We start from the raw sequence: 19826 nt of genomic DNA, 5'->3' as shown, positions 1-19826 counted from the left end.
TATTCTAAACAAATTAATAATTTGTTATTGACAAACAATTCGTTAAACTCTACAATCGAATTGTAATCGATTACATTTATTTCAAAAGGTAGGAATCTTCATGGCGAATATACAACAAATAGCTAAAAGGGCAGGTGTTTCGGTTGCGACGGTTTCCAGGGTGCTAAATCATGCAACCTCGGTAAGCCCAAAAACAAGAAGTAAGGTTGAAGAAGCGATAAAAGAACTGAATTATGAACCGAGTATGCTTGGTCGTAACTTGCGAAATTCAGAGAGTCGCCTTTTGTTGGTGCTTTTGCCCACCATCGCTAATCCCTTTTACACGGAAATCATAAATGGAATTCAGGATACGGCGATTGCAAGCGACTATAATATTCTTCTTTGTGAGACAGATTCAAAGCCTGAACGAGAAAATATTTACTTTAATATGGTGAAGAACAAACTTGCGGATGGCGTGATTTCTATGGATCCAACCGTGAATATGCAACGATTAAATGAACTTGCGGAGCATTATCCGGTCATTCTTTGTAGTGAATATGAAGAAAAAGGAGATATACCATACATAACAGTAGACAGTGAATTAGCTGCATACCAGGCGGTTAAGCACTTAATTAAATTAGGTAATGAAAAGATTGCTCTCATTACATCGGACGAGAAGTTTTTATATGCTAGAATGCGACGATTGGGATATGAAAGGGCATTAAAAGAGTTTGATTTACCAATCCGAGATGAGTGGATTTATCATACGAAGGGATTGGAATTCCAATACGGGGTCCATGCGATGAGAATGCTTCTAAAACAAGAGGATAAGCCGACAGCAGTATTTGCTGTTTCGGATACACTGGCAATAGGAGCACTGAAAGCAATTAATATGGAACGAGAAAGTTCAGATCCTATTGCGATTGTAGGTTTCGATAATATTAGTTTTTCAAGTATGACCAATCCTACATTAACAACGATTTCCCAACCAATGTATACGATGGGTTGTCAGGCAACGGAAATGCTCTTAGGTAGGATTAAGGGAGAAAAAGTAGAGAACATTGTGCTGGATCATGAACTAATCATTCGTGAATCCACTATGGTGTAGGAACTATCTACTTATAAAGGAGGCATCTGCTAATGGGGTTTCATGTAGGAATAATCGGCTGTGGGTCGATAACAAGATTCCGGCACGCTCCAGAATATAAAGCAAATCCTCACGTGGAGGAAATTGTATTCTATGACCGAAACGTTGAAAGAGCAAATAGATTGGCAGAAGAGTTTGGTGGTAGAGTCGCTGAAACCTTAGAAGACTTACTGAATGACCCTTCAATTATAGCCATAAGTGACTGCTCTTCTAATGATGCACACCATTTTTATACGACAAAGGCTTTACTAAAAGGAAAACATGTTCTTTGTGAAAAGCCTCTAGCAATCAATCTCCAACAGGCTGAGGAAATGGTGGAAGCAGAGCGACAATCTGGGAAGATCCTCATGGTTGATCATAACCAACGATTTACAAAGGCACATCAAAAAGCAAAAAAAATAATCGAGAGTCGGGAACTAGGAGATGTTCTGACGTTTAAGACTTCTTTTGGTCATGAGGGGCCAGAGAGTTGGGGCGTAACAAAATCAAATGCTACCTGGTTTTTCAAAAAGGAACGTTCCCATTCAGGTGTTGCTGGTGATTTAGGAATCCATAAGATTGATCTAATCCATTGGCTTTTGGATGATGAAATAGAAGATGTCCATGCATTTTCCGGTGCCCTTGATAAAGTGGATGAAAATGGGAATCCAATTGAAGTTCCTGATAATGTGGTTTGTGCATTTAGGACGAAGAAGGGGCGCCTTGGAACGGCTTCATTTTCTTGGACCTATTACGGTGCAGAAGATAATACCACCACCATTTATTGTCAAAAGGGTATCTTGAAACTCTATCATCAACCTGATGCACAATTAATTGTGGAGATGAATGATGGTTCTGTTATCAAATATGAATTAGAACAAATCCAGACAAATGATAATCAAACTAGCACTGGTGTGATAGATGCTTTTGTTGATTGTATTATTCATGAAAAGGCACCACCTGTCACAAGTGAAGAAGCGATGGCTTCCTTAAAAGTAGTTGAAAAAATACTAGCTCAGACATGATAAACAGTATGTACTGGATTACATACGAAATAGAATAGAACCAATTATAAAAAGAATTGGGGAAGATATTATGCAGAGAGTAGGGCTAGTTGGATTAGGTTTTATTGGAAAAGCCCATATAGAGGCTTACCAGAAAATATCGAATGCCAAGGTTGTTGCGATTTGTACTCGGAATAAGGTTAGGGATGAGGATAGCTTGTCCGATTATTCGTTTGTTTCGGATTATGACGAGCTTCTACTGCGAGATGATATTGATCTAGTAGATATCTGTCTCCCAACCTTTTTACACGAAGAGTACATCATCAAAGCAGCAAGAGCGAAGAAAAATATCATCTGTGAAAAGCCGATTTCTTTATCTGTAGAATCCGTAAAGCGAATTTTTAATGAAGTAGAGAAATGTGGAGTGAGACTTTTTGTGGGGCATGTACTTCGTTTTTGGCCAGAATATCAATCGATTAAGGCCTATAGCGAGACAGACATCTTAAAAGATATTGAGATTGTGCATGCGCAGCGATTAGGACAGCCAGCAACATGGAGTTCCTGGTTTCAGTATCCAGAAAAAAGTGGAGGAGCCTTATTTGATCTACACCTCCATGATATTGATTTTTTATACTATCTCTTGGGAGAGGTAAAGTATGTATATGCTCAAGGTTCTCAGAATAAGAACGGAGCATGGAATCATGTTTTGACAACGCTTACTTTTGAAAACGGCGCAAAGGCATTTGTAGAAGCTTCCAATCAAATGCCGCCAGGATACCCATTTACGATGGCGCTTCGAGCACAAACACATAAAAACACCTTAGATTTCCAATTGAAAGCCGGGCTAAATATCGAGAGTATTAATAACAGTAGTCTAATATTATATGAAAATGAAAAGATAATAGAGGTACCTGTGGAAAAGGCAGATCCTTTTGAAGCAGAGCTCTCCTATTTTGTAGACTGTTTGGAAAAGACTCAAGAGAATAAAGTAGTTCCATTAGAGGATGTTCTATATGTAATCCGATTATTGGAAGCTATTAATCTATCACTTGAGACTGGTCATGAAGTGTATATCTAACTATTGGTTTCATTATTTTTTTAATATATACCAAATCTAAGGGGGTTTTCAGTAATGAGTAAGTATTTAAAGGTGTTTGTTCTACTAGTTTTAATTATGGTGCCAGCACTTGCAGCATGCGGTTCAGACAATACTTCAGGTGATGGTGGAGACGGTGGCGATTCTGGTGACAAGTTTAAGGTCGGGATTTTAGCACCTGCTGTTACACACGGTTGGGTGGCCGCTGTTGCGTACCATGCAGAAGCTCGTGCAAAAGAATTATCTGATGAAATAGACTATCAAATCCATACAAGTAGTGATGCTTCTGAAATGACATCACAACTAGATGACCTAATAACTTGGGGAGCAGATGCAATTGTAGCATTCCCACAATGGGAAGGGATGGAAGTTCCGATTCAACGTGCTTTAGATGAAGGAATTGAAGTAGTTAACTTTGATATTGTGATTGACGTTGATGGTGTATACCGTGTAGCTGGAGATAACCATGACATGGGAGTACAAGGTGCAAAATATGTAGTAGATAAGATTGGTACAGAGGGAGAAGTTGTCCTATTAGAAGTACCTTCAGCAGGTTCAGTTTCCGAATTACGTAAAGGTGGATTCCTAGATACTGTAGCGGAAATTGCTCCAAATTTAAATATCCATACGTATGCAACTCAATTTACTAGAGAAGATGGATTAAAAGATTTTGCAGATATCCTTACTAGCCTAGATAAAATTGATGCTGTATTCTCACTTGATGATGAAACATCTATTGGTGTCCTGCAAGCTATAAGTGAAGCTGGAAGAACGGATATTCAAGTTGTAACTGGTGGTGGAGGTATGCAAGAATACTTCAAAATGATGCCAGAAAACGAAGATATCTGGATCCAATCCGCACTTTATAGCCCTGCAATGGTAAAAGATGCAGTGGACACTGCTGTTAAGATTCTAAAAGGTGAAGATGTTGAAATGGAAACCATCATACCTACAACAATCGTAGACAGAGACAACTACGAAGAATTCCTAGATGCAGAATCACCATACTAAATCGAATTGATGGGAAGTTTGTCCCTAAATCAGTAAACAAAAGGGGTTATGGCTAAGCTATAGCCTCTTTTTTTAAAAGATTATTCTTTAATAGATTATTATTTTTGACCATATTTTATTAATGAATAGTTTGTTAGAAACTGTGCGGGAAATGGCTTTTTTTGGGGGAGCACCATACCCGCTACGGAAATACACTCCGCTTTCCGCGGGCGGCTGGTGAGCCTCCTCGCGCTTACGCACTGCGGGGTCTCACCGAAGCCTATCCTCCCGCAGGAGTCTCCGTGTATTTCCTTCGCTAGTGTAGAGTGAAATAAATTAGAAGCAATCAAAACCAATCAAAAAATCATTTGCTACCTTAAATTTAGAAAGCTCAAACTAGCGCAGGCAGAATACGGAGACTCCTACGGGAATAGCACGTGTCCGATGACCCCGCAGAGGCGATCTTTCCTCGAGGAGGCTGAGGCCGTGCCCGTGGAAAGCGGAGTATTCTGCCGGAGCGGTATATTAATACTACACTCATTAATTGACAGTCGTTACCACACAGTTTCTATCAATAGAAAAGAGACGTTCAGAAAAAACTTTACAAGAATGAATTCACTTCTAAAAAGCTTGGGTGATTACATGAAAATAGAAATGAAAAATATACGAAAATCCTTTGGTAGTAATGATGTATTAAAGGATGTTACCTTATCTGTTCAAGGCGGAGAGATTTGTGCACTACTTGGGGAAAATGGTGCAGGGAAATCAACGCTAATGAACATCCTTGGTGGTGTCATCCCAATGGATTCAGGCTCTATTTTAATTGACGAGAAAGAAGTAGATTTTGAGACACCTGTTGATTCACAAGAAGCCGGCATTGCTTTTATCCATCAAGAATTGAATTTAATTAATGATCTTCCTATCTATGAGAATATGTTTCTAGGTCGTGAAATTAAGACAAAAAAAGGAAGCTTAGATTTAAAGCAAATGTATGATAAAACAGCAGAGATTTTCAAACAAATGAATGTAGACTTAGATCCTGGGAGAATGGTTCGGGACCTAGACGCTTCTTATAAACAAATCGTGGAAATTTGTCGAGCGATGATGACAAATGCCTCTATTATCATCATGGATGAGCCAACTACATCTTTAACCGATACCGAGATTGAACGCGTTTTTGCCATGATGAAGACATTAAAAGAGAATAATGTAGGAATCATTTTTATTTCTCACAAATTAAATGAAGTGAAAGAGATTTGCAATCGATACATTGTGTTACGGGATGGAAATCTAGTATCTGTCGGGAATGTAAGTGATGTGACGAAAAAAGATTTAGCTAGTTATATGGTTGGATTCGATGTTCGTACAGAATCATTACGTAGGGTCGCAGGAAACGAGGAAGTTGGAAATGAAATTCTACGTGTGGAAGGACTAACAGATAGTCGCCATTTCCGTGACATTAATTTTTCCATTAGAGCTGGTGAAATCGTTGGTATTACAGGGCTTCTTGGTGATGGACGTAGTGAACTTTTTCAAGCAATTTTTGGTGCGGATCATTATGAAACGGGGAAAATATTCTTAGAAGGTAAAGAAGTAACAATTAAAAGTACTTCTCAAGCAATAAAAAAAGGGATTGCTTACCTACCGCGTAACCGAAAAGAAAACGCCATTCTTAAAGATATGGATATCATCGAAAATGCTTCCGTTGTAACTTGGTCGATGTTTTCCAAGCGTGGTGTTATTGATAGTTCTAGGCATAGGAAATTATTTGAAGAACAGCGAGATTCTTTACGAATTAAAATGGGTGACATGACGGATAGCATTACCAGTCTATCAGGTGGAAACCAGCAAAAGGTAGTCTTATCAAAATGGTTAGCAGCTAATCCTAAGGTTTTGATTTTAGATAACCCTACTCAAGGTGTTGATGTAGGGGCGAAGGAAGATATTTACGATATTATTCTAAAACTAGCAGATGAAAATATCGCAATTATTGTGTTGTCTAGTGAGGCACAAGAAATTATCCGTGTGTGTGACCGGGCGCTGGTTATGTATCATGGGGTAATTCAAGGTGAGGTTCGAGATGAAATGATGAATGAACAAACCATCATGCGTTTAGCAACTGGTGGGGAGCTTGGCGAAGAGAAGGGAGTACACCAACTATGATACCAAATAAGCAACCTAATTTGGAAAATGCAAGCCCAGGAAAAAAGACTTTTGTAGGGTGGTTTAAACATAAATGGTCAAATGATCCATTATTTAGTATTTTAATAGCGCTTATTATTATGGTAATCTTACAGACATTAACCTTGGGCTTTGATTATAATTCATTTGGTGAATGGTTCCAGGCTTGGACGAATAACTGGATTAATATACTGCGGAATAATGCAGGTGTTGGAATCGTAGCTTTGGGGATGACGTTTGTTATTATGACAGGTGGAATTGACCTATCCGTGGGTTCAACCTTAGTTATTACTGGGGCTTTTGCGATGTATTTACTCGACACGGGAGCACAGGGGATTCTCAGCGCAGTTGGAATTACTGGTGTTCCGGCTATTATCTTAACCATTATTTTAGTGTTGGCATTTGGTTATATGCTTGGAGCATTAATTGGTGTTTCCATTACAAAAGGGATGGTTCCACCTTTTATCGCTACACTAGGTGCGATGATGATTTTCCGAAGTGTTACTCAACATTTTGCTCAAGGGTATAATACAAAGGTTCCGGTGGAGTTTTTGCAAATATCTAGCTTTAAAATTGGTAATCTCATGATTATGCCAATTATCTATTGGGCAATCATTGCGTGTATATTGTATTATGTTTCCAAACGAACGACTTTTGGAAGACAGATTATTGCGGTCGGATCGAATGAGCGAGCAGCAAAGCTTTCCGGTGTTAATATCAATAAGGTAAAGCTTCGTGTTTATGCCTTAATGGGGCTACTAGTATCTGTTGCAGCCATTATTCAAGTTTCTCGTATTGGTTCAATGGACTTTTCCAATGCTGGACGAGGTATGGAGATGGATGCCATCGCAGCAGCAGTTGTCGGCGGAACCAATATGCTAGGTGGCCGTGGATATATACTCGGAACCGTATATGGGATGTTAATCATTGCCGTAATGAATAACTTACTAAACCTATTCGGCGTACCACCATTCCTAAGAGAAGCGTTTAAAGGAGTAATTGTAATCGTAGCGGTGTTATTACAACGAAAAGAGAAAACGGCTTGAAATAGAAAGGAACGAGGTCATTACTTCGTTCCTTTCTATTATTTTGCAAGGATTTAATCCGTTTGGTGTGAATTGAAATATTATTACAAATATTTTTAAAATATATTGACAAAATAATTCAATAAATTTATAATTTCAATTAAATGGAAGCGCTTTACATACGGAGGGAGTGTTTTACATATAATGCTGACTTATCTTACAACAGAACAAAGAAATGAGAACAGCGTAAGACTAGACCAAATGCCTACTTTGGAAATAATACAGACGATAAATAATGAGGATAAATCTATCGCAGAAGCGGTTGAGGCTGTATTACCTAACATTACAATAGCAATCGATCAAATTTCCAAAGCGTTGATGGGCGGTGGTCGCTTATTCTATGTTGGGGCAGGTACAAGTGGGAGATTAGGGATACTTGACGCAGTAGAATGCCCCCCAACGTTTATGACTTCACCTAGTATGATTCAGCCTATTATCGCAGGGGGAAATGGTGCTGTTTATAAAGCGGTGGAGGGTGCTGAAGATGATGAAGCTCAAGGCAAAGAAGACATTAAGGGCAGGGATTTAACAGATAAAGATGTTGTTATTGGAATAACTGCTAGTGGTCGTACCCCATATGCAATAGGCGCATTAAAATATGCTAATGAAGTTGGGGCATATACAGTTTCTTTAACTTGTAATCATAATTCATTAATTAGTACCTTTGCAGATTGTTCTATTGAGGTAATAGTTGGTCCAGAAGTATTATCAGGATCAACACGTATGAAGGCTGCGACTGCACATAAAATGATACTTAATATGATCAGTACAACAACGATGATAAAACTTGGGAAAGTTTACGAGAATCTTATGGTTGATGTACGTGTTAGTAATTTCAAGTTGTTAGAAAGAGCTAAAAGTATACTAATGGAGATAACTGGTAGTTCTTATGAGGAAGCAACTCAACTTTTAACTGAAGCGAACAATGAAGTAAAACCAGCTATTGTCATGAAGAAATCTGGTGTTTCTTTTAAGGAGGCGAAGAAAAGATTAAAAGAAAGTAACGGTTATGTTAAAAAAGCAATTGATTCTAATTGAGATTGATTTATTACGAACTTGGTTTAATTATTAATTATTTTCATTACATCATCGAAAATACATACAAAGTTGTCGCTTTCTAAATATAGAGAGTGTAAAACACTACATATATATGGGAGGAAAATATTATGAAGTTTAAAAAGTTTATCCTGTTTATACTTTTGGTATTAACTAGTGGAATTTTGTTTGCTTGTAGTGATAAAGACACGTCAAGCAGTGGTGATTCAGGGGAAAAGGTTGATGCAGTAGAACTGGAGCTGTACAGTTGGAGACCAGAGGATAGAGAGGCATATGAAAAGTTTATTGAAGCTTTTGAAGCAGAGAATCCTGGTATTAAGATTAATTTTCAGCCATTCGAATCTACGGAATATAATACCATCCTAACTAATTCTCTAGTTTCTGGTTCTGGACCGGATATCATACAATTACGACCTTATTCTGGTACGAAATCTATTGCTGATAACGGGTATCTTACGCAGTTAAATGATGTTCCAGGTGTAATGGATATTGAAGATAGTTTCTTAGAAGCAGCAAAAGGTAGTGATGGGCAAGTTTATGGTGTACCAACTACACTCAATGCTGGAGTGATTTTCTATAACAAAGATATATTTGAAAAATATGGATTAGCTGCTCCTGAGACTTGGGACGAATTACTTGAGGTAAGTGAAGAACTGAAGAATAACGGAATTACTCCAATTGCTCAAGCTGGGCGTGCTGCATATCTTTTATCTATGTTACATGGGGTAGTAAGCCCATCAGCATATGGTGGAAATGATTATGTAGATGAAATTTTAGCTGGTAGCACCGATTTAACTGATCCTAGAATGATGGAAACTCTCGATAGACTGGAAGAAATAGAACAGTATTTACCGAAGGATTTTATTGCCTTAGATGATAATGATGCCCAAGCACTATTTTATGCAGGGGAAGCAGCAATGTATATCAATGGAGATTATCGTTTAGGAACATTCGAGAAAAATGCACCTGAAATGAATATTGGAGTAGTTCCTGGTCTAAAAGGAGAAGGCCAAAATGAACCATACGTTATGAACTGGGTAGATGGATCTTTTGGTGTTGTTGAAAAATCAGAGCATAAAGAAGAAGCTTTGAAATTCATAGAATTCATGGCAACAAAGGAATTTGGTCAATTATTTAGTGATGAGCTTAATCGCTTAAGTGCGATTAACGGAGTTGAACCGAAACATGAACTTGTAAAACAAATTACGAAAGCATCTGAAGCGAATACTACTCCGTACTTATTATTAGTTTACTTTGGAGAAGGTTCTCCAACAACCAAAACAGTTTTTGAAGACTCTCTGCAAGGTATGTTTCTGGGAGAAATAACTAAAGAACAGGTCTTAGAAGATGCTCAGAAAAACGCTGAGAGAGCAGCAGAAGAAAAGTAACAGTTTTATATGGTGAGTAAGTGAATACACAATCAATTTATCTTGATTGTGTATTCCAATTTTTAGGGAGGTGCAGCAATGTCTACACAGATCAAGGATCAAGGGTATTTTAAAAAAAGAAAACTAAGAAAAAATATGGTTCATTTGTTTTTACTACCTGCAGCAGTTTTGTATGGTGTTTTTCAGTTGTTTCCTTTGATTTCTGCTGCGTTAAATAGCTTTTATTCTTTTAATGGATTTGACAGAGATCAATTTATTGGATTAAAGAACTTTATTGTCCTTTTTACGGAAGAACCTTATAAAGGTACTTTTTTTAATGCTTTCAAACATAACTGGATATATTTTTTTGTTACTGTTTTTACTCAGTTAGTAATTGCCCTATTACTCGCGTTAATTATACATAGCAAAATTAAAGGAAAAGAGCTATTCAAAAGTATTTTCTTTCTTCCTAAACTGTTATCTGTAATTGTCATTGGTTTTCTTTTTAGTCTTGTTTTAAATCCCACTAGGGGTGCATTAAATAATTTATTGGAAGCTATTGGTCTTGAAGAATTGACTAGACCTTGGTTAGGGAGTATGGATACTGCTTTATTTAGTGTCATTTTCGTTGATAGTTGGGCATCCATTGGTTTCTCTATGTTAATCTTCTTAGCTGGATTACAAGCGATTGAACCAGAGATTTTTGAGGCAGCAAAAATAGATGGAGCAAATTGGTTTACAGTATTAAGAAAAATTACAATCCCAATGCTTGGGCCGTCCTTATTAGTTATGTCTGTGTTGGTCTTTATTGGTTCTTTTGAAACATTCGAGTATGTGTTTGCAATGCAAGGGTCTTCCGGGGGACCGTATTATTCAACAGATGTTTTAACTACATTTTTCTATCGATTGGCATTTGGTACTACTGACGGTGGTCAATCTATTGGGCTTGGCTCTGCTATTGCTGTTATTTTATTTGTTATTATCGGACTGGCTACGACATTCATGCTATTAATCTTCAAACGTAAAGACTTCGAGAGATAGGGGGATATTATATGAAAGCTAAGTGGTATGTTCAGACACTTAAATATTTAGTACTAGCTTTATTTACGTTTATTTTTGGATATCCAATATTCTTAATGATTTCTTCATCATTTAAATCAAACATAGAAATATTTACGTCACCATTAAGTCTGCCAAGTACTTTTTCATTTGAAAACTATGCAGAAGTATGGGAAGCAGTTGACTTCTCTAGTTATATATGGAATAGCATTATCGTTAGTGCAGCATCTGTATTTATTGTATTATTTGTTTCCTCAATGGCAGGTTACTATTTAGCAAGGTACAAATTTAGGTGGAATTCTTTTATTCTATTATTCTTCATGATTGGCTTAATGCTACCAATGAGGCTCGCGGTTATTCCTCTATACATGATGATGATGAATTTAGGGTTGTTAGATTCTCTATTCTCTTTAATATTCGTCTATGTTGCTGGGGGAATCCCTTTTGCAGTATTTCTGTTTTATGGATTTTTCCGTACTGTTCCACGGGCATTGGAGGATTCGGCAAGGCTAGATGGGTGTAATGATTTCCAAATATACTACAAGATTGTATTGCCTTTAATGAAACCTGCCATCTCTATCGTAGCGATTGTTAACTTGCTTAATGTATGGAATGACTTCTTTTATCCATTAATCTTTATTCGTACGGATGCTTTGAAAACTATTCCACTTGGCATGTTAACTTTGTTTGGTGAATTTGATACACAATGGAATTTATTATTTGCTGGTTTAACAATTTCATCATTACCAATGCTTATAGCATTTTTATTTGCATCTAGACAATTTATGGATGGATTAACAGAAGGGGCAGTTAAATAATGTTGAAAAAATGGATAACTTTTGACTTGGACGGTACGCTTATGCAAAATCCTTTTGGGAAGTGGGTTTTCCCTGAAATTGTGTCAATAATCAAGAAGGAGATTAATCAGGAATACGATATAATGTCTTTGATTTTAGGGGAGCATGAGAGAAGAATGAGTCAAAATCGGATCTTAGAGGCCTACGATTGGGATAATATCGTCGAAGATTTATTATTTGAATTAGGTAATTCATCATTAAAAATAGATATTGAAGAGCTAGTTCAAAAGCACAGTGTTTCGCCAAAAGTATATCTTCTGGAGGATAATATAATAGAAAGCCTAAAGTCATTAGAAGGTTATTCTTTGGCAGTTGCTACGAATGGATATCTAAAATATCAATTGCCAGTTATGAAAGAGATAGGATTAGATTTAGTTTTTGATGAAATAATAACACCTGAGCAATCTGGTTATGCAAAACCAAATTACAAAATATTAGATTCCCTCAATAAAGAGGAAATATACGGACATGTTGGTGACAGAATTGATCACGACATTGTCATGGCAAATAAAATGGGCATTACATCAATCTTTATAAATAGAAGCCTCCCTTTATCCGCGAGAAGTTTACCGATTGATGAAAGGAATAAAGATAAAGCAATCTTAGAATTATGTGAAGAAAAGTGGTACAAGGAAAACGCTGGAAGGCAAATTCCTTTTACTGAAGAATGTATTCCTGATAAGGTGGTTTGTTCTATTGAGGAATTGGTATTAAGCTTAGTGTAGGATGTACTGGACCTATTAAAAATCCTGTGCCTGTTAAAAATATAGCTATTCGCTACAGTGTTTTGTTTGGGGAATGCTCAAGTAGTGAATAGCTATTTTTTTAGTCTGTAGGTAAACGGATATTGAACGAGAAACCTCTTTCCTGACATTGTTTACATGCTAGTTTTTCGACAAATTAATACAAAATTCGGGAAGTGGCAGGCACCTATACCATATCTACAATATTTGTATGTTTTCTTTGTTGAGTTCTTGGTGGATGTGTTTAATCATTTCTAGGGCACTTTGTGTGTCTCCGTGTACGCAGATGCTTTGTCCTTCGATTTTTATATTTTCTCCGGTAATGCTGGTGATACGTTTTTCTTTTACCATTCGAACGACATTTTCAGCTACTTTATGTGGATCTGTGATGACTGCACCTTCTTGACGTCTTGATACTAATGTCATATCTGAGTTATATGCTCTATCTGCATATAACTCCAATACATAGGGATGTCCTTTTTCTTTCGAGATTCTTTCCAATTCAGAGTTTGGCTTTACATATAGAGGAAGGTCCGGATTAATCGATTGAACTGCCTCCACTATACTAGTCGCAATACCTGTGTCTGAATCCGCCATATTATTCAGGTTACCGTGTGGCTTTACATGCTGCATGATTACGTCATTTTTTTTACAAAATATGTCCAAAGCACCAATTTGATAGATAATTATATTGGTTAAGGTCTTGGGAGGAATATCCATATTCCAGCGGCCAAAGCCAAGTAAGTTAGGGAAACCAGGATGAGCTCCCACTCTAACCTTATATTGCTTGGCTAATTCTACGGTATGATCCATCACATCTGGATCACCACCATGAAAGCCACAGGCGATATTAACCGATGATACTAATGTAATAACCTCATCATCTTGTCCAATCGTATATGTCCCGAAACTCTCCCCCATATCACAATTTAAATCAATCACATTCATTATAGACCCCCTCCTTCTCCAATGCTGGCTTGTAAAAGTTTAAAGATATTTTCCTGTTTGTATAATAGTTCGTGAGCTTCATCAAGAGTCACTTTTTCAATCGACACACGGTCATTGGGTTTTAGTTGTGCTACTTTTGGGAGGTCGACTGTTATTACACCACCTATTTTGGTGTAGCCGCCAACACTTGGTCTGCCGGAAAGGAACAAGATTGGTTGTCCATTTTGAGGTACTTGTATAGCCCCCATAAACATTCCTTCAGAAAGGATATCGGCACCGTTTTTATGTTCAATTGTTGGACCTTCCAATCGGCAGCCCATCCGGTTTGAATCCTTCGTAACGGTATATTCTGATGAAAGGAAAGTTTCTATCCCTTTCGCAGTGAATGCATCGTCCTGTGGTCCTAAAATGATTCTTACTCGTACATGTTTAGTATATGTAGGTATAAGTTCAGTTGAAAGCCTTCTAGAAAGACATATCTTGTTGGTGTGAACAGCATTAGCTGTGATTGTATCGCCTTTAATTAGTCTTCTACCATGGTGCCCACCGATTTCACTAATGAGGTCAGTCGATTTACTTCCGAGTGTCTCCTCTACATCCAATCCACCTGCTACTGCTATGTAGGCCCTGCATCCAGAACGGTAACCTTGAAAGGAAAGGATGTCCCCTTCAGAAACAGTAAAAGAACGCCATAGTGGAACTGGGGAGTTATTTACATAAGGAGTAAGGTCGGCGCCTGTTATGGCAATCTTTCGAGTCTCTAATACTTTTAATGTCGGACCAATCATGGTCACTTCAAGTGTTGCTGCATTATCTTGATTGCCAACTAGAATATTAGCAATTCGGTGTGCGTAATAATCGACTGCACCAGAAACGGATAATCCGTATTTTTGATAACCTTTTCTGCCCAAGTCTTGAACAGTAGTGAGAAGGCCAGGTTTGATTACATTGAATATATGGATCACCACCTCTATATTTGACTATTGATAATTTCATCATACTCTATTTTAGTGATGGGTTTAAATGTAATGATATCACCAGGTGAAAGTAAAAATGGGTTATCATCACTAGGGTTAAATAGTGGTATTGGTGTATGACCAATGATTTGCCAGCCACCTGGACTAGTAACAGGATAGATCCCGGTTTGATGATTCGCGATTCCGACACTTCCAGCCTGAACTTTCTTACGTGGATTTTCTAAACGTGGGGTGGCTATTCTCTCATCTAACCCACCTAAAAAAGGAAATCCTGGACTGAAACCTAAGAAATATACGGTATAATCTGGTTCAGTATGAAGCTTGATCACTTCTTGTTCCGATAGATTATTTAACCTAGCGACATTAGCTAAATCCGGCCCTAATTCCTCACCGTATAGTACCGGTATTTCAATCGTGTTTCTTTCATCCGTTTTTGCTAGATCAACATCCATTATTATTGCCTTAATCGTGTTAATAAGTGTGTGAAATGAAATTCTAGTAGGTGCATAATGTATTAAGATTGTTGTGTAACCAAGGATCACTTCTTCTACACCAATGATGCCACTGGACTCAATTATATTCGATAGCTTTTGAACCGTTTGGCTAGTTTGCTTACTAATTTGCTCACCAAAATAAATGATGATGGATTGGTCACCAGCAGTTTTTACAGTGTAATGCATGGAACACCTCCTAGAATGTTTCTTCTTTCTTGTAACCCATACTATTATGTTAACATTTTTTATATTTTATGATTAGTGTATGATTTTACATAGACTTAACATTCTATTCATCAAACTATTACAATCGGTCCTTATAATAGAGGATGAAGGTTATCACTTATGTATTTTTCAGGTTCACCTTATACCCCCTATTTTTTGATAAAAAGACATGAATTGACCACTCCACATTGGTTAGTTGATGTCTTTTTATATAGAAAAAAACTCCCTAAAACAATTCGTTTTAGAGAGTTTTCGACAAAAATCGGGAAGTGACAGGCACCCCAAAACAGGCACCCCCAAAAATCTGGCTATTCTACAATACTTCTTCTACAGTTTTAACTACGTTTTCTACTGTGAATCCGTATTTTTCGATTACTTCGTCTCCTGGTGCGGATGCGCCGAAGCGGTCGATTCCTAGGACTTTTCCGTCTAGGCCGACATAGCGTTCCCATCCGAATGTTGATCCCATTTCGATTGCAACACGTGCTTTTACGTCAGATGGAATTACGCTGTTCTTGTATGCTGCGTCTTGTGCTTCGAAGCGGTCCCAAGATGGCATGCTTACAACGCGAACGTCGATGCCTTTTTCTTTTAATGCATCTTTAGCTTTTACAGCTAGTTGAACTTCGGATCCAGTTGCAAGTAGTAGTGCATCTGGTGTTTCTTTATCAGAATCGCTTACTACATAAGCACCTTTTTTAACACCTTCATATGCATGTTCTTTCGTACCTTCTAACGTTGGAAGTCCTTGTCTTGTAAGAACTAATGCAGTTGGTGTGTCAGTAGATTCTACTGCTAAGCGCCATGCTGCAGTTGTTTCGTTTGCATCTGCAGGACGAATGATAGAAAGTCCAGGCATTGCGCGTAATGCTGCAAGATGCTCGATTGGTTCGTGAGTAGGACCATCTTCTCCTACTGCGATGGAATCATGTGTTAGTACATAAGTAACCGGTTGATTCATAATTGCTGCAAGACGAATAGCAGGGCGTAGGTAATCGTTGAATACGAAGAATGTACCACCGAATACTTTTAATCCACCGTGAAGTGCCATACCGTTTAGGGCAGCACCCATTGCGAATTCACGTACACCGAACCAAATGTTGCGGCCAGTATAATCTTTACGAGAGAAATCATCTTCTCCGTTAATCGTTGTTTTGTTTGAACCAGCTAAGTCCGCACTACCACCAAGGAAGTTAGGAACTGATTTTGCAATAGCGTTCAATACTTTACCAGAAGCATCTCTAGTTGCTAGTTTATCGACACCAGCTTCGAATACTGGTAGTGATCTTTCCCAACCTTCAGGAAGCTTTCCGTCCATTGCTAGTTTAAGTTCTTGAGCTAGTTCTGGATATTTCTCTTCATAAGTAGTTAGAAGTTCATTCCACTTCGCTTCTTCTTTTTCACCTACTGCTACAATCTTCTCATTGAAGTCTGCATAAACTTCTTCTGGAACAGCAAATGGTTCATGATCCCAGCCATAGAATTCCTTCGTAAGTTTGGTTTCATCTTCTCCAAGTGGTGAACCATGAGAAGCAGATGAAGCGGATTTGTTTGGTGAACCATATCCAATTACAGTCTTGATTTCTACTAATGTAGGTTGGTCCGTATTTTCTTGAGCAGCTTTAATTGCGCTTCTAATTTCATCTAGGCTTGTACCATCTTCAACATATAATGTTTGCCAGCCGTATGCTTTGAAGCGGTCTTGGATATTTTCAGAGAAGGAACGATTTAAATCACCATCTAAGGAAATATCATTTGAATCGTATAATACAACTAATTTTCCTAGACCTAAGTGACCAGCTAAAGAAGCTGCTTCATGTGAAATTCCTTCCATTAAGTCACCGTCACCTACTAATGCGTAAGTGAAATGATTCACTACATCTAAATCTTCTTTATTATACTTCGCTGCAAGATGACGTTCTGCCATTGCCATACCAACTGCCATGGAAATACCTTGGCCTAGTGGACCAGTTGTTGCTTCCACACCATCTGTATGGTTCACTTCTGGGTGTCCAGGTGTTTTAGAATCCCATTGACGGAATGCTTTTAAATCATCAATTGTAACGTTGTATCCGGATAAATGAAGTAGGCTATATAAAAGCATGGAACCATGACCAGCAGAAAGTACAAAGCGATCGCGGTTAAACCATTTAGAGTTTTTCGGATTATGTTTCATGAAGTCTGTCCAAAGTGTATATGCCATTGGTGCTGCACCCATCGGTAATCCAGGGTGACCAGAATTTGCTTTTTCAATTGCATCAATTGATAATGTACGAATTGCATTTACAGATAACTGTTCCTGCGTTTTTGTCATATCTTGTAATCTCCTTTTCTATTAGAAAGTTCTATGAAATTGCTTTCACAATCTAATAGTATACCGAACAAAGTCGAAAAACAAGGATTTATTGTACATAACTGTGAACAAACAATGTAAATTCTTTGATTAATATTGTAAATCACAGTATTGTACAATGGATGTTCGACAAATTGTGATGAAATCGGATTCAAAAAGTGTATAATAGGTGTTAGAATAAATCTTGCAAGGGGAGATAACAGTCATGCTAAGTGGTCGAGATAAGATGATATTAGATGAGTTGACAAGTAATCCTAATGTTTCAAGTATGGACATTGAAAGAAAGTTTGACTTAACAAGAAGGCAACTTGGTTATAGCATTACAAAAATTAACGAATGGCTAATCACACACGATCTCCCGACAATTGAAAGAACAAGACAAGGCTATTTTGTAATAGACCAAGCTGTCATTACAAAAGTGAGCGGGGCTGAGAAGCCTGCACTGAGTAGTAATGAAAAACCAATTCTTCGGGAAGATGAACGAGTTCAATATATTCTAATGATGATTCTCAGTTCTGATGAAGAGTTGTCGCTAAATCATTTTACGTTTGAATTGGATGTAAGTAAAAACACCATCTTAAATGATTTGAAGCAAGCACAACATTATATAGACGATTATGAATTAACAATTCGTTATTCCAGGAAATATGGATATGTTCTGGAAGGGAAAGAGTTCCAGATTCGCAAATTGCTGATGCATATGACTTTCCATATCCTACAAATGGTTAATGGAGAAAGTCGACTGAAGAAAATAGCAGCAATTCAAGATGAAGAAGTGATTGAGTTCAAGAATCGGGTAGAAAAGGTCGAGAATCAACTCAACTTGAAATTCACCGATGAAAAACATCGTCTGATGCCTTACATCTTGATACTACTATTAAGGCGAATAACAAATGGCAATCAAATGGAAGCATTTTCTATTGAATATAAGGAGCTCTCTAACACGAAGGAATACCGAGCAACAGAAGAACTTCTTTATGATATGGAAGATATTCCGTTATCTGAGCGATTATTTATTACGCTTCACCTTCTAACGACGAACATCTTTTCATCGGAAATGTTGGAAGATGACCTAATGACGAACCTGTTACCGGCAGTAGATAATATGCTTAGACATTTTGAAAAAAGCGCTGTCATTCACCTACAGGATCGGAACCAATTAGTGGATAAGTTGATGCAACATTTAAAACCAGCTTATTACCGTATTAAATACCAGCTTACCGATACCATTGTATTTCAAGGTTCGCTAAGTAAAGAATTTAAGGAATTACATCACTTAGTTAAACGGTCAATCGGACCACTTCAGAAGTTGGTTGGTTCTGATATACCTGATAATGAAATTGCTTTCATCACCATGTTAATTGGTGGGTGGATGAACAAACACGGTGAAAGTATTGATAAAAAAGTAAAAGCCATTGTCGTTTGTCCACAGGGAGTATCTGTTTCAAGGCTTATGTACAATGAATTACGTGAGCTGTTTCCTGAATTTGTTTTCTTAGATTATTTATCTGTAAGAGAGTACTTAAAATATCCATTAGAATATGATGTGATTTTTTCACCAATTAATTTGGAAACGAATAAGAAATTGTTTGTGACCAAAGCATTTCTAGGAAGAGAAGAGAAATACCGTCTAAGAAAGCATGTCATGCTTGGTGTACATGGATTTGTTTCAGATGAAGTCGATGTTGAACAACTAATCGATTTAATTTCAAATCATGCAACAATCCACCAAGAAAAAGAATTAAGAGAAGCTTTATTGCAATATCTTGATCCCAAAAATGGTGGAAACTTTGTAACACACCAAGAGGGTCATGATTTGGATTTAGATGACTTGATCAACAAGAAGAGCATTACTCTAGTTGATGATGTGGATTCCTGGGAAGCGGCCATTCGTCTAAGTGCCAAACCACTTATAGACCATGGCAAGATTGAACCACAATATGTAGATGCGATGATTCGCTATTGTGAGGAGGATCCATATATCGTTATTGCACCGGGAGTTGCTATTCCACATGCTGCCCCAGAGGATGGAGCACGTGAGGTCGGAATGAGTTTACTGCGAATTAAGAATGGGGTTTCCTATACGAATGATTATGATATTCACTTAATCATTGCCATTTCAGCGGTAGATAAGCAACAACATATTCATGCTCTCATGCAATTAATGAACTTAGTAGGTTCTGAAAAAGAGTGTAATCAGTTAATTAATGCCGACTCGGTCGAAGATATTTATGCCATCATACAACATTATTCTAAAGACTAGGGTTTTCGGCTAATCATAATAAT

At 37.6% G+C, this 19826-nt stretch carries 16 protein-coding genes; 12 read left to right on the top strand and 4 right to left on the bottom strand.

The window, feature by feature from the left end; translation table 11 throughout:
* Positions 1-100: 100 nt before the first annotated feature.
* The 11 genes from BN999_RS19405 (at position 101) to BN999_RS19355 (ending at position 12525) form a co-directional block, all read left to right on the top strand.
* A complete protein-coding gene (locus BN999_RS19405) occupies positions 101-1087 on the top strand; it encodes a LacI family DNA-binding transcriptional regulator (RefSeq protein WP_096274268.1) in 987 nt (328 codons plus the stop codon).
* Between the two features lie 32 nt (positions 1088-1119).
* Positions 1120-2130: a Gfo/Idh/MocA family protein gene (locus BN999_RS19400; RefSeq protein ID WP_096274266.1), complete on the top strand. Its 1011-nt coding sequence runs from the start codon at positions 1120-1122 to the stop codon at positions 2128-2130.
* A gap of 70 nt (positions 2131-2200) precedes the next feature.
* A complete protein-coding gene (locus BN999_RS19395) occupies positions 2201-3187 on the top strand; it encodes a Gfo/Idh/MocA family protein (protein ID WP_096274264.1) in 987 nt (328 codons plus the stop codon).
* A gap of 54 nt (positions 3188-3241) precedes the next feature.
* On the top strand, positions 3242-4216 hold the full coding sequence (locus tag BN999_RS19390; protein WP_096274262.1) for an ABC transporter substrate-binding protein: 975 nt from the start codon (positions 3242-3244) through the stop codon (positions 4214-4216).
* A 621-nt stretch (positions 4217-4837) separates the two neighbouring features.
* Positions 4838-6358 carry a sugar ABC transporter ATP-binding protein gene (locus BN999_RS19385; RefSeq protein ID WP_096274437.1) on the top strand — a complete coding sequence of 507 codons (1521 nt, stop codon included), beginning with the start codon at positions 4838-4840 and terminating at the stop codon, positions 6356-6358.
* The gene (locus BN999_RS19380) at positions 6355-7422 is read left to right on the top strand and encodes an ABC transporter permease (protein WP_096274260.1); all 1068 of its coding nucleotides are present in this window, start codon (positions 6355-6357) and stop codon (positions 7420-7422) included. The genes BN999_RS19385 and BN999_RS19380 overlap by 4 nt, the downstream gene beginning before the upstream one ends.
* Before the next feature lie 183 nt (positions 7423-7605).
* Positions 7606-8499, top strand: coding sequence for an N-acetylmuramic acid 6-phosphate etherase (gene murQ, locus BN999_RS19375; RefSeq protein WP_096274259.1), 894 nt, complete (start codon positions 7606-7608; stop codon positions 8497-8499).
* A gap of 128 nt (positions 8500-8627) precedes the next feature.
* Positions 8628-9905, top strand: coding sequence for an ABC transporter substrate-binding protein (locus BN999_RS19370; RefSeq protein ID WP_096274257.1), 1278 nt, complete (start codon positions 8628-8630; stop codon positions 9903-9905).
* Positions 9906-9983: 78 nt separating this feature from the next.
* Complete coding sequence (locus BN999_RS19365) at positions 9984-10925, top strand: carbohydrate ABC transporter permease (protein WP_096274255.1); 942 nt, start codon at positions 9984-9986, stop codon at positions 10923-10925.
* An 11-nt stretch (positions 10926-10936) separates the two neighbouring features.
* Complete coding sequence (locus tag BN999_RS19360) at positions 10937-11761, top strand: carbohydrate ABC transporter permease (RefSeq protein WP_096274253.1); 825 nt, start codon at positions 10937-10939, stop codon at positions 11759-11761.
* Positions 11761-12525 carry an HAD family hydrolase gene (locus BN999_RS19355; RefSeq protein WP_096274251.1) on the top strand — a complete coding sequence of 255 codons (765 nt, stop codon included), beginning with the start codon at positions 11761-11763 and terminating at the stop codon, positions 12523-12525. The genes BN999_RS19360 and BN999_RS19355 overlap by 1 nt, the downstream gene beginning before the upstream one ends.
* 216 nt (positions 12526-12741) lie before the next feature.
* On the opposite strand, the gene BN999_RS19350 is transcribed toward BN999_RS19355, so the two are convergent.
* From BN999_RS19350 to tkt, 4 genes are all read right to left on the bottom strand, one after another.
* Positions 12742-13491, bottom strand: coding sequence for a LamB/YcsF family protein (locus BN999_RS19350; protein ID WP_176482046.1), 750 nt, complete (start codon positions 13489-13491; stop codon positions 12742-12744).
* Positions 13491-14459, bottom strand: a complete 969-nt coding sequence (locus BN999_RS19345) for a biotin-dependent carboxyltransferase family protein (protein ID WP_255247536.1) — start codon at positions 14457-14459, stop codon at positions 13491-13493. The genes BN999_RS19350 and BN999_RS19345 overlap by 1 nt, the downstream gene beginning before the upstream one ends.
* A 2-nt stretch (positions 14460-14461) precedes the next feature.
* Positions 14462-15148 carry a 5-oxoprolinase subunit PxpB gene (pxpB, locus tag BN999_RS19340; RefSeq protein ID WP_096274247.1) on the bottom strand — a complete coding sequence of 229 codons (687 nt, stop codon included), beginning with the start codon at positions 15146-15148 and terminating at the stop codon, positions 14462-14464.
* A 352-nt stretch (positions 15149-15500) separates the two neighbouring features.
* Entirely contained in the window at positions 15501-17501 is a 2001-nt protein-coding gene (gene tkt / locus BN999_RS19335; RefSeq protein WP_096274245.1) for a transketolase, read from the bottom strand.
* A gap of 244 nt (positions 17502-17745) precedes the next feature.
* On the opposite strand from tkt, the gene BN999_RS19330 reads away from it, so the two are divergent.
* On the top strand, positions 17746-19803 hold the full coding sequence (locus tag BN999_RS19330; protein ID WP_096274243.1) for a BglG family transcription antiterminator: 2058 nt from the start codon (positions 17746-17748) through the stop codon (positions 19801-19803).
* Positions 19804-19826 lie beyond the last annotated feature (23 nt).

The sequence above is a fragment of the Paucisalibacillus globulus genome (genome assembly GCF_900184735.1).
Lineage (GTDB): Bacteria > Bacillota > Bacilli > Bacillales > Amphibacillaceae > Ornithinibacillus > Ornithinibacillus globulus_B.
Note: the sequence above shows the minus strand (reverse complement) of the source record. Positions and strands in the feature narration are given on the sequence as shown.